This window comes from Oceanobacillus sp. FSL W7-1281, assembly GCF_037969835.1.
GTDB lineage: Bacteria > Bacillota > Bacilli > Bacillales > Amphibacillaceae > Oceanobacillus > Oceanobacillus oncorhynchi.
This window is the reverse complement of record NZ_CP150214.1, coordinates 4,722,019-4,734,500: the sequence shown is the minus strand read 5'-3', so window position 1 is coordinate 4,734,500 and position 12,482 is coordinate 4,722,019. Positions and strand designations below refer to the sequence as shown.

At 40.2% G+C, this 12,482-nt stretch carries 11 protein-coding genes; 10 read left to right on the top strand and 1 reads right to left on the bottom strand.

Translation table 11 applies throughout. The annotated features are described in order from the left end of the window. Position 1 precedes the first annotated feature (1 nt). The 10 genes from MKX55_RS22770 to MKX55_RS22725 all read left to right on the top strand — a co-directional run bounded on the left by MKX55_RS22770 (position 2) and on the right by MKX55_RS22725 (position 11,765). On the top strand, positions 2-646 hold the full coding sequence (locus MKX55_RS22770; RefSeq protein WP_339238612.1) for a glycine betaine ABC transporter substrate-binding protein: 645 nt from the start codon (positions 2-4) through the stop codon (positions 644-646). A gap of 248 nt (positions 647-894) precedes the next feature. Then, positions 895-1,449: a TetR/AcrR family transcriptional regulator gene (locus MKX55_RS22765; RefSeq protein ID WP_339235217.1), complete on the top strand. Its 555-nt coding sequence runs from the start codon at positions 895-897 to the stop codon at positions 1,447-1,449. A 59-nt stretch (positions 1,450-1,508) separates the two neighbouring features. Continuing rightward, on the top strand, positions 1,509-2,645 hold the full coding sequence (locus MKX55_RS22760; RefSeq protein WP_339235215.1) for an MFS transporter: 1,137 nt from the start codon (positions 1,509-1,511) through the stop codon (positions 2,643-2,645). A gap of 288 nt (positions 2,646-2,933) precedes the next feature. Continuing rightward, a complete protein-coding gene (locus MKX55_RS22755; protein ID WP_339235212.1) occupies positions 2,934-4,223 on the top strand; it encodes an adenylosuccinate synthase in 1,290 nt (429 codons plus the stop codon). A 487-nt stretch (positions 4,224-4,710) separates the two neighbouring features. Next, positions 4,711-5,415 (top strand): response regulator YycF, encoded by a 705-nt coding sequence (yycF, locus tag MKX55_RS22750; protein WP_339181137.1) that lies wholly within the window; start codon positions 4,711-4,713, stop codon positions 5,413-5,415. A gap of 6 nt (positions 5,416-5,421) precedes the next feature. Continuing rightward, positions 5,422-7,248 (top strand): cell wall metabolism sensor histidine kinase WalK, encoded by a 1,827-nt coding sequence (walK, locus tag MKX55_RS22745; RefSeq protein WP_339238610.1) that lies wholly within the window; start codon positions 5,422-5,424, stop codon positions 7,246-7,248. Next, complete coding sequence (yycH, locus tag MKX55_RS22740; protein ID WP_339181134.1) at positions 7,245-8,549, top strand: two-component system activity regulator YycH; 1,305 nt, start codon at positions 7,245-7,247, stop codon at positions 8,547-8,549. Before walK ends, yycH begins: the two co-directional genes overlap by 4 nt. A 2-nt stretch (positions 8,550-8,551) precedes the next feature. After that, on the top strand, positions 8,552-9,499 hold the full coding sequence (locus MKX55_RS22735; RefSeq protein WP_339181131.1) for a two-component system regulatory protein YycI: 948 nt from the start codon (positions 8,552-8,554) through the stop codon (positions 9,497-9,499). Continuing rightward, positions 9,496-10,299 (top strand): MBL fold metallo-hydrolase, encoded by an 804-nt coding sequence (locus MKX55_RS22730; RefSeq protein WP_339181128.1) that lies wholly within the window; start codon positions 9,496-9,498, stop codon positions 10,297-10,299. Before MKX55_RS22735 ends, MKX55_RS22730 begins: the two co-directional genes overlap by 4 nt. Positions 10,300-10,547: 248 nt before the next feature. After that, on the top strand, positions 10,548-11,765 hold the full coding sequence (locus MKX55_RS22725) for a trypsin-like peptidase domain-containing protein (protein WP_339235210.1): 1,218 nt from the start codon (positions 10,548-10,550) through the stop codon (positions 11,763-11,765). A gap of 257 nt (positions 11,766-12,022) precedes the next feature. On the opposite strand, the gene MKX55_RS22720 is transcribed toward MKX55_RS22725, so the two are convergent. Further along, positions 12,023-12,394, bottom strand: a complete 372-nt coding sequence (locus MKX55_RS22720) for a DoxX family protein (RefSeq protein WP_339181124.1) — start codon at positions 12,392-12,394, stop codon at positions 12,023-12,025. Between the last annotated feature and the right edge of the window lie 88 nt (positions 12,395-12,482).

Below are 12,482 nucleotides of genomic sequence, written 5' to 3'. Positions count from 1 at the left end.
CATTCAGAATGAAGACCCAATTATTATTACAGGCTGGAACCCACATTGGATGTTTGCGCTATACCCAGATATGAAGTATTTAGAAGATCCTCAGGAGATTTATGGGGGAGAAGAAACCATTAATTCCTTAGCAAGACTTGATTTAGAGGAGGACAATTCGGATGCCTATAAGTTTATCGAACAGTTTGAGTGGGATGTAGAGGATATGGAAGAAATCATGCTTGAAGCGGAAGAAACTGGTGGAGATATAGGTGACATTTCAGCACAGTGGGTGGAAGATAATCAGGATAAAGTGGCCGCATGGTCAGAGGGCGTCGCAGAAGGCAATGGCGCAGAAATCGAAATTGCCTCTACACCGTGGGATTCCGAACGTGCATCTTCCGGGGTATTAAAAGCCGCAATGGAGGAACATGGATTTAATGTAACGGTCACTGATGTCGATGTAGCGGTTGTTTTTGAATCTGTTGCTTCCGGGGATGTAGATGCTACAGTGGCTGCCTGGTTGCCGATAACGCATAAGGATTTCTATGAAAACCATGAGGATAACTTGATTGATTTAGGTCCGAATTTAGAAGGAGCTAAGATAGGCATCGTGGTTCCTGAATATATGGATATTGATTCAATTGAAGATTTACAGCCAAATTAATAGAACTATTTAAACAACGTTTGTTAAGAAGAAGTCTTTTACAAATTGGTTTAGGGCAAGTACATGCTTCTAATTATCCATGGTAAAAGACTTTTTTTGTTCTTTGCAAGCATTGAAATATTGACGATTTAATCATGAGACTGTTACACTTAATTTGGAAAGGTCGTTCTATATATAAAATAAAACTCATTCAGCAGGAGTTTATTCATCTCCAATGGAATGGATTTGTAATAAAAGGAAGTGAGACAATGGGCCGTTCAACAAAAAAGGAAGCATTACTTCGGGTGGCTGAAGAGCTATTTTATGAGTATGGGTTCCGCGGAGTAGGTTTGAAGCAAATTATTAAGGAAGCTAACGTAGCTACGATGACGCTTTATAATCATTTTCCTTCTAAAGATAATCTTGTGGAAGAGGTATTGAAACAACGCGAAGCGCGTTATTGGTCTTATTTAGACGCTTATGTAGAAAAAGATTCAGAGTCCCCTTTTATTTTAGCTGTTGAAGCGCATGGTCTTTGGTTAAAAGAACAATCCTATCAAGGGGATTTATTCTTAAGAGCGATAGAGGACTATGCAGGAACTGATAATGAGATTGAGAATATTGCCAGAAGTCATAAAGCGAAACTGCTAAGGTACTTTCAAGAACTTGCTAAAAGAAAAGGCAAAGAAAATGAACAGGATTTAGCGAATCAATTTACATTGCTGCTAGAAGGCGCGACTTCCATGACAACATTAATTGGGGCAGAAAAAGCAACGGAATATTCTATTGCGATGGCGAGGACATTAGTCCAACACGCATCGTAATTTTTTTATTTTAAATTAGAAAGGTCGTTCTATATATTTTGTGTTAGGAGGGTTATAGGATGAAGTTTTCAAAATTAGTTTTGCCAGGGATTACAATGATTGCAGTGACGTATGGACTGGCGAGGTTTAGTTTTGGTTTGCTTTTGCCGGCTATCAACCAATCATTGGAGATGACGGATTCTACTTCAGGAGTCGTTTCTTCTTTATTTTATGTTGCCTATTGTATAACGATTGTTCTCTCGACTGTTATTACCACCAAAGAAGGGCCAAGAAGAATGATTATCTTAGCCGGATTATCTGCCTTTTTCGGTTTGCTGCTGATGGCGATTGCTCCCAATGTAGGGATGCTCGCATTAGGAGTTCTGCTTGCTGGCGGAAGTACCGGCCTGGCATCTCCTCCTTATGGAGCTGCTGTGTCCATCTGGATGAAAGCAGAAAACCAGGGAAAAGCAAATACATGGATTAATTCAGGAACTGGTTTTGGTATAGCGATTTCCGGGTTAGGGGCCATTTTATTAATGCCACATTGGAGACTTACCTATGTTATTTATGCTGCTTTGGCATTATCCATCCTGCTCTGGAATTACAAGGTGATTCCACAAGTGAATACTGGCGCTGGATCAAAGCTGATGCTTAAAAAAGGAAACTTTTCGGTACGAGGAGTGAAAGGAGCAAACCGTTTGGTTATCGCTTCTCTTCTATTAGGTTTTTCAACTGCGGCTTTCTGGACATTTTCCAGGTCCTTCATTGAAGCAGCGGGTGGTTATAGCAGCTGGCAGCTCTCTGGGTTTTGGGTCATGATTGGCCTTTTTGGCGTTTTAGGCGGGTTTTCAGGTTCTTTGATTGAAAAAGTTGGTCTGCAGTCAGCTTATAGATTTGGAAGCTTTGCTATTGCCGGCGCCTCTATTATTCTTGCTGCAGCACCGGAAAATTTCCTGACTGCATATCTATCAGCGGGTCTGTTTGGCTGTGCTTATATTTTTCTGACAGGGGTGCTTCTCGTTTGGGGAATTCGTGTTTTTATTAAGAATGCATCTTTAGGAATTGGCGTACCTTTTTTACTGTTAGCGGTTGGGCAAGTACTTGGTTCTTTATTTGCAGGGGTGTTTATAGAATCATGGGGTTATTCTGCTTCTTTTATTCTTTATGGTCTCATGGGGGTTGCAGCCGCCTTCTTAGCACCTGAAAAAAGGTAAAAGCAGTTTTTTAATATAAGGATTGAAAACCGAACTTTTCTTTGCCTTTTACATTATTAAGTTCATTTTTCTTTAACAAAAACGATAAAAAAGACGAATGAAGCGAATGATAAAGTTAAAATGAAAATTAATGTTCGTGTTTTACATTGACGTGTCTTTTTATTACTGATAAAATACTACATGGTAAGTGAAAAGCAAATGTTGATAAGTAATTGTGCTGTTATGATGAATAAAAAATTCATGCAGGGCAAGAATCTTCATATATAAAACCAATTTTGGAGGTGCACGATGTCCTCAGTAGTAGTTGTAGGTACGCAATGGGGAGATGAAGGGAAAGGTAAAATTACTGATTTCTTATCTCAAAATGCAGAAGTAGTTGCTCGTTATCAAGGCGGAAATAACGCTGGTCATACGATAAAATTTGATGATGTAACATACAAGTTACATTTGATTCCATCTGGGATTTTCTTTAGCGAGAAGACATGTGTTCTTGGAAACGGAATGGTTATTGATCCAAAAGCATTTGTAGAGGAAGTTGCTTATTTACATGAGCGCAATGTTTCTACAGAAAACCTTCGTATCAGTAATCGTGCGCATGTGATTCTTCCTTATCACTTGAAGCTGGATATTCTTCAAGAGGAAGAAAAAGGCGAAAATAAAATCGGTACGACGAAAAAAGGAATCGGCCCTGCTTATATGGATAAAGCGGCACGTGTCGGTATCCGCATTGCTGATTTAATGGACAAAGAAGTATTCCACGGGAAATTAGTGCAGAACTTAAAAGAAAAGAATCGTTTATTCGAAAAAGTATATGAGTCTGATCCCATGCTGGTAGAAGATATTCTCGATGAATATTTTGAATATGGACAGCAAATGGCTCCTTATGTTGTAGATACATCGGTTGTGTTAAACGATGCAATTGATGAAGGAAAACGTGTCCTGTTCGAAGGCGCACAAGGGGTTATGCTTGATATTGACCAAGGTACGTATCCGTTTGTAACATCTTCTAACCCGATTGCCGGCGGTGTAACTATCGGTTCTGGTGTAGGTCCTTCCAAAATCAATCATGTCGTAGGTGTATCAAAAGCATATACAACGCGCGTTGGTGATGGTCCTTTCCCAACAGAATTACATGATGAAATAGGAAATCAAATTCGTGAAATTGGCCGTGAGTATGGTACAACAACAGGCCGTCCGCGCCGTGTGGGCTGGTTTGACAGTGTCGTTGTACGCCATGCCCGCCGTGTGAGCGGAATTACAGATTTATCTCTCAACTCGATTGATGTATTAACAGGTATTGAAACATTGAAAATCTGTATTGCCTATCGCTACAGAGGGGAAATCATCAAAGAATTTCCGGCAAGCTTAAAAGCATTGGCAGAATGTGAACCGGTATATGAAGAAATGCCAGGCTGGACAGAGGATATTACCGGAGTGAAGACATTGGATGAACTTCCAGCCAATGCGCGTCACTACTTGGAGCGGATTTCTCAGCTGACAGAAATTCCATTATCCATCTTCTCTGTAGGCCCAGATCGTTCGCAGACAAATGTCGTAAGAAGCGTGTACCGTCCATAAATAGTGAATAGATTATTGAAAAGAGGCTACTTCAAATGTTAGCCTCTTTTTGTGCGAAATGGCTTTTATTAAATGTTTTCCTCTAATATATTCTACCCTTTTCTACACAGCTTTTTCTCCTCTCAATAGTTATTATTTGTATTGGTAGTAAAAACCTTTTTCTGCGGACAAGACATAAAAGCAGTTTTACGTTAAAATGAAGAAGAGAAACAACCCAATATCAAGATAGTTTAGTTAATTTTATAATATGAATAATCCATAATTAGACACTGTAACCAGCGTAGTGTTTTTCCGCAGCGGTCATATTAACCTGATAACAAAGTTGCAATTACTCATACCATTAAAGCCTATCGAAAAAGTTACAGAAAACAACTTAAATTTAGTTTTCAACCATAAATATTGTCAAAAATATAGAAGATAAAATTTTATTTCAACTTATCCAACAACGTTTTTATAAATTATATAACTAAAAAAGGATGTGCAAGCAATGAGTCAAAAAATATTAGTTGTCGATGATGAACAGCCAATTGCTGATATATTACAATTTAATTTAGAAAAAGAAGGATACCAGGTAGTGGTAGCGAATGATGGCGATACTGCAATTGAACTTGCAGAAACAGAGCGTCCTAATCTTATTCTATTGGATATCATGCTGCCTGGAAAAGACGGGAATGAAGTATTGCGTGAGGTACGTAAAACACAAAGCGTCCCTGTAATTATGCTGACTGCAAAAGATGCTGAAATCGATAAGGTACTCGGGTTAGAGCTGGGCGCAGATGATTATGTGACCAAGCCATTCAGCAACCGTGAATTAATCGCACGTGTGAAAGCAAATCTGCGCCGTGAAAATGTCCCGGCAGAGGAGACATCGAAAACAACAAAGGATATTGTGATTGGCGATTTAGTCGTCCATCCGGATGCATATGTTGTTTCCCGCAAAGGCGTAGAGATTGAATTAACACACCGTGAATTTGAATTATTACATTATTTAGCACGTCATATTGGACAAGTTATGACACGTGAACACTTGTTGGAAACAGTATGGGGCTATGATTATTTTGGTGATGTGCGCACTGTTGATGTGACGGTTCGCCGTCTGCGTGAAAAAATTGAAGAAAATCCTAGTAACCCATTATGGATTGTCACAAGAAGAGGTGTCGGCTATTATCTGCGCAGTCCTGAACAGGAGTAAGGCATGATGAATAAAGTTGGGTTTTTTAGATCAATCCAGTTAAAGTTTATTATTATTTACATCCTGCTGTTGATTTTAGCTGTGCAAGTCATCGGATCTTTTTTTACGCAACGGCTGGAACAAGATTTAACGGATACGTTTAAGGCATCAATTACCGAGCGTGTGGAGATGCTGAGCTATAATTTGGAACAAGCTTTTGCGAGAGAGCGTTCGGAAGACGAGCCGAGTTTAGAACAGGAAATTCAAGCAATCATTGATGATGTAAATACAGAAAATGTAGCGACAACCATTTATGTTTATGATCGTCAAGGCCGGATTTTAGGGACAAACCAGATTGATGAGCAGGGAGAGGTTGGCAAGAAATCTACAGATATTGATGTACAGAATACGATCTTTTTTGAACAGTCCCAGCGAAGTACGTACTTTGACCGGCAAACCGACAGCAGAGTACATGTCCATGTGGAGCCGCTAATTGGAAATGGAGAAGCAGTTGGAGCAGTGCAGTTCACTGCTTCTTTGGAAGAGGTCTATGCCCAGATCGAAGGAATCAATAATATCTTCCTGCAGGGGTCTGTTTTGGCGATAAGTATTTCTGCCATCCTTGGGGTGCTCGTAGCACGTACAATTACCAAGCCAATCAAGGAAATGCGTGAACAAGCACTGATTATGTCGAATGGAGACTTCACACAAAAACTGGATGTCTATGGACGGGATGAAATTGGACAGCTTGCCGAAACCTTTAATGATTTAAACAGCAGGCTGAAGCATTCTTACGCTACGATTGAAGAAGAGCGAAGGAAGCTGAGCTCTGTGCTTTCGTATATGAGTGACGGGGTCATTGCAACCGACCAGACGGGAGCAGTCACATTGATGAATGATGCTGCGGCCAGAATGATTGGCTCCAATCCGGATGATATGATTGGAGATGATCTCATCGATGTGCTTAACCTGGAAGAAAAAATCGTTGATATTAGCAAGCTGTCCGACAGCGGTTCGATGATTATTGATTTCAGTGATGAAGAAACACCTTTTATCATACGTGCAAACTTTTCGACAGTAGTGGATGAGGAAGAAGAAGTGACAGGGTTTATTACTGTTATCAGCGATGTTACGGAGCAGGAGAAAATGGAACAAGAGCGGAGAGACTTTGTATCGAATGTATCCCATGAACTCCGCACACCGCTGACGACCATGAAAAGCTACTTAGAAGCATTGTCTGACGGTGCTTGGGAAAATAAAGAAATTGCGCCGCGCTTTTTAGAGGTTACACAGAAGGAAACGGACCGGATGATCCGGATGGTAAATGACCTGCTGCAGCTGTCTAAAATGGATTCAGATGAATTGCCGATGCATAAGGAAAGAACGGAATTCATGGGTTATGTGCATCAGGTTCTCGATCGTTATGAAATGAATTTACCGGAAACAATTACGCTGGAGCGCCAGATACCAAAAGGAAAATCGTTCGTATGGATGGACCGGGATAAGGTAACACAGGTATTTGATAATATTATTACCAATGCTTTTAAATACTCGCCAGAAGGTGGAAAAGTGCGTGTGAATCTGGATGTAAGACGTCATATGGTCATTGTCAGTATCCAGGATGAAGGAATGGGGATTCCATATGACAAGCTCGATAAAATATTTGATCGCTTCTACCGTGCGGACCGTGCCAGAACAAGAAAATTTGGCGGAACCGGTCTTGGTTTAGCAATTACAAAAGAACTTGTCGAAGCCCATCATGGAAAGATTTGGGCCCAAAGTAAAGAAGGACGCGGTACGACAATTCTATTTACCTTGCCACTCATGGGCTCGAAGCGGGGGAGAGGCAGATGAAATTAGAGACTGCAAAATCATTATTGCTGATTATTTTAATAGGAACGAGTCTGATTCTCACATTCGGAATGTGGAATTATCAAGCGGAATACAGGCCATTAAACGACGTAGAATCGATTGAAGAAGCAAATCTGGGCGGTGAAGCACAGGAGGTAAATGACCTTGTAAAGCCCAATGATGTGGTTTTTAAAATGAATGGTGAATTCTTCAGCTATAAGGAACCAGAGGAGAGCATGCAGTTTTTTGAGGATATCCAGCAATGGGAATTGACGGATATACAAAGGAATGATTTAGAAGAAGAGAGTGAATCTGGTGCAGAAGTAGAAATTATTTTCCCGACGGAGGTACCATTATCTTTGTTTGATACAATCTTAAATGTGGACAGCACATTGACGAATAATACGAATTTCTATGTAGATCGGTTTTCTATCGAATTGCAGGAAGACGAAGAGGTATTACACGTTGAGTTTATTTCGACAGACAGGGATGAAGTTGTAGAAGGCACTATCTACTCCTCAACGAATTATGACAGGCTGCTGTCGATATTTGGGGGACTGACGGAAGAGGAATATGAGGAAAAACAGTTAATTACCGATGCAGCCAGAGATATTTATATTCCAAAAGAAAAGAAAACATTAACGTCTTATACGTATACCTTCGAGTCTATTGAAGCCGTTGATATTCGAAATATTATGTTCAGCAATCCGAATGTAGTGAGTGTATCGGAAACGGCTCCTGGATCGATTATGTATCGGACAGATAATAGACAATTAAATATCGCCGGCTACGGGATGCGGTTTATTGATGTTGCGGAAAGAAATACGGAACCGGTGGATAACAGTGTTTTACAGCAAAGCTTAGATGATATTAACGAGCATGGAGGCTTTACAGGAGATTATCGCTTAGAAAGCTTTACAGAAGATAGTATTGCTTACCGGATGTATCAATTTCAATACCCCGTTGTGAGCAATTCATATATGGATTTATCCATCATCTATCAGGAATGGCAGAATGATCAATTAAGTAAATATAATCGTTCTCTGGTATCGCTCAATACTGTGGTCAATACCTCGGAAAAAGAGTTGAGAAGCGGCGAGGAGATTATGAACAGTATTCAGCAAAATGAAAATGCAGCAGAAATCCAAGATATTCAGATCGCCTATCGCTTAACGATTGAAACTGACGATAATGGGGATTATGTGCGATTAGAGCCCAATTGGTATCAGCGTGTGAATAACAATTGGTCCACGGTACCAGAGCCGAATGCAGATACACAGCAAAGCTTAGAAGGAGGAAGTTGAGAATGCAATGGTCACATATTAAAACGCTGTTTATTCTCAGTTTCCTTATCTTAAATGTTTATTTGTTATTTCAATTTATTGGCAAACAGCAGGATATGGATATTCCGGAGCTGGAGGTTAATGATTTGAATCTGGATGAGGAGCTGGATCAAGAAAATATAACTGTTTCTGCAGACACTGATTTTGAAGTTCCTGAATTGAGCTATATTTCATCCTCACAAAAGGAATTTACCCGATCAGAAATCAGAGAATTAAATGATATAGATGATGATATCGATGCAGTAAGGAGTTTGGATAATAAATTATTGACCGTGGAATTTTCTTCACCATTGGAGATTCCGGAAGATTTGGAGCGGGGCGAGCTGTCTGATTTGGTCAGCCCATATGTTTTAAATGCTTCTGAATTCAGTTTTGGCACATGGAATCATGATTTAAATATTATCGTCTTCTATCAAAATAAAGAAGGACATCCAATTTATTTAAATCAGCATGCGATGCTCATTTTCTATGTGAATGATGACAGAGAGATTACGCATTATACGCAAACGATGGTCGGTGACGCAAGTACACAGGGCAGCACCAGTTTGAATACTCCTAAGATTGCCATTGGTACGCTCCTTCATAATCGCTTTTTAAATGCCGAAGAAGACGTGACAGAGGTCACGTATGGGTATTATTCCAGAATTGAAGATGAAGGTGAAGGAACCCAGGTGTTTGCTCCCACTTACAAAATCACAGTAGCTGAAGAAGATGAAGAAAATGATTATTTTGTCAATGCTGCAGAGTCCTTTACGTATCCGGGAAATTATACGGACTACCTTTCCTCCAAGCTTGAGGAAAATTATTTACAAAAACTTTATTCAATGTCAGAGGATGATGAGGAAATAGCAGATGACCTGATTTCCATTATAGAGGATAAGATTGAGCCTTACAGGAGTGAGTCAGAATGAGTTTACGTTTTAGTGTGCTTGCCTCAGGCAGTACAGGCAACGCCTTTTATATCGAAACAGAACAACAGCGTTTATTAGTAGACGCTGGATTAAGCGGAAAAAAGATGGATGGGCTGTTTAAGGGAATTGATGTCGATCCGTCACGTCTTGACGGGATTCTGGTAACACATGAGCATAGTGACCACATTAAGGGCTTGGGGATTTTTGCTCGAAAGTATCAGCTGCCTATCTATGCAAATGAAAAAACATGGCAGGCAATGAATCATTCTCTGGGAAAACTAACAATTGACCAAAAATTTCAGTTTGATATGGGATCCGTCCGAAGCTTCGGGGATATCGAGGTCGAATCATTCGGTGTGTCTCATGATGCGGCAGAGCCAATGTTTTACACCTTCCGCAATAACGGACAGAAAGTAGCGCTTGTGACGGATTTAGGTTACGTATCCGAACGTATTAAAAAAACGATTGAGGATGCAGATGCTTATATATTTGAAGCAAATCATGATGTAGAGATGCTGCGGATGGGACGTTATCCATGGAACGTAAAACGCCGCATCTTAGGTGATTCCGGACATATTTCCAATGAAGATTCCGGTCTTGCTTTAACCGATGTTATTTCTAACCGTACGAAGCGGATTTACCTGGCTCACCTGAGTCTGGATAATAATATGAAAGACCTGGCGCGTATGTCTGTCAATCAGGTTCTGACCGAGCGCGGAATCGATGTAGAGCTGCATGACACCGATCCGGAAGCGCCAACGCCATTATATGATGTCGGCGCTGTAACCGAGCGTGTATAAAGAAAATAAAGTAATGATAAAAGATACAGAGGTCTGTAATGGGATAAAAATTTCATTTGTGCATAAACTGAAATTAATTCCCTCTTGCAGACCTCTGTTTTGAATTATGGAGGATGCTCTTAAAAAATTTTTATAATTAGGAGTTCCGATCCAAGTCTGTTGTTAAGATTAATAAATAGCAATTTTGTGTTAGTAATAAATGTATTTAGGGAATACGTAGGTAGATGAATCGATAAGGAGAAGGATATATGGAATATAATGACCAGCCGAATCAGCCGCAGCCAGGACCAGATAAAAAGAATAAAGGAAAATGGCTTATCCCCTTACTGCTAGGTATTATTATTGGCGGAATTATCGTGTTGCTTATAAATCCTGATTTTCTTCATAATGAGAATACAGCGCAAATCAGCCCTGCTGGTGAAGAAGAAAATAATGAGAACGCTGACAGTAATGGGGTCCTGGAAGACCAGCCGATGCAGGTAGATGTTTCTACTCAGCTGACAGAGATTATTGAACAAGTAACGCCCACTGTAGTCGGTATAACCAATATTCAGCAGAATGTCTCGTGGGGAGCCGATGCGGATGGTATTGAGGCCGGAACAGGATCAGGTGTCATTTATAAGGTAGAAGACGGGGAAACTTATATTGTGACGAACCACCATGTAATTGAAAATGCGGACAGCGTGGAAGTGATTTTGCATGATGAGACACATATGGAGGCAGAAATCATCGGAAGTGATTTGTTTACAGATTTAGCAGTACTTAAAATGGATAATGAGAATGAAGATACGCCAATGGAAATCGGAACCTCCGAGAGTTTGAAGGTAGGCGAACCGGCCATTGCTATTGGTAATCCGTTAGGCGCATACTTATCAAGCACTGTTACGCAGGGCGTTATCAGCGGGATGGAGCGCACGATTCCAATGGATTTTAACTTTGACGGGCAGCCGGATTGGCAGGCGGAGGTTATCCAGACCGACGCAGCTATTAATCCTGGGAATAGCGGCGGAGCATTGATAAATTTATACGGGCAATTAATCGGTATTAATTCCATGAAAATCAACGAGGAAGCGGTAGAAGGAATTGGTTTTGCCATTCCAATCGACAGTGCCATTCCTGTGATTCAAGAATTAGAGGAGAATGGAGAAGTCGTCCGTCCATTCTTAGGTGTTGAAATTTATTCGATTGAGGAGCTGCCTCAATATGAATGGAGAAACACATTGCAGCTGCCGGTGGAAGTCGAGGGCGGTGTGTATGTATGGAGCGTAGAAAACTTATCCCCAGCTGATGAAGCAGGTATTGAACAATATGATGTCATTGTTGCATTGGATGGTGTGCCTGTGCATAACACGATTGACCTGCGGAAAATCCTTTATGAAGAGAAAGAGGTTGGAGAAGTCGTAACCATTGATTATTACAGGGATGGCGAGTTAATGCAGACAGAGTTGGAATTAGAAATTCAATAAAAGCTAGAAAAGAATGGATGAAAGGGCATCCATTCTTTTTTAAGTTTTTATCCACAGAAATATAGAATTATGCACAAACGGTGGATAAAAAAAGAAAGAGATTCTATATTTGGTGTGGAAAATATGTTCCTATACTATATAACTGCGAACGTTTGTGCATATGTGGATATAATTGTGGATAAATAGAGTTTGTCCATAAGCTATAAACAGGATTTTTGAATTACACAGATGTTGTCCACAATTTGGGTGTGGGAAAGTTACGTGAAGGCCTCTTTTTCATTTCGCTGTGTCCAAAGAAAGATGAGCAGTATAAGTAAAGTTAAATCTAATCGTGAAGCAAAAAGAAATGCGAATATCCCGTCCCCTGTCAGAATAGGAAGTTTGGTGAAAAAAAGCGCGCCAAGCATAATAAAAATTAGTGGAATAAGACTTATGTGGATAAATATTCTGCCGATTAATAACATCCCCGCCATCACTTCAAACAGAGCTACAAAGAAATAAACAAAATTGGATAAAGGCACGCCCATTTGTTCAAAACTGCTGACCATCGAAAGGTCCACAAATTTCATCAGCCCGGAAACTAGAAATACAAATCCCACTACATAGCAAATAAGCTTCATTGGTTTCATGTGAAACATCCCCCTTTTTTAAATGGTATGCAGGGGAAAGGACAAACTTTCCCAAGAATCTGGAGAAAAGCATATTGTTTTCATAAGC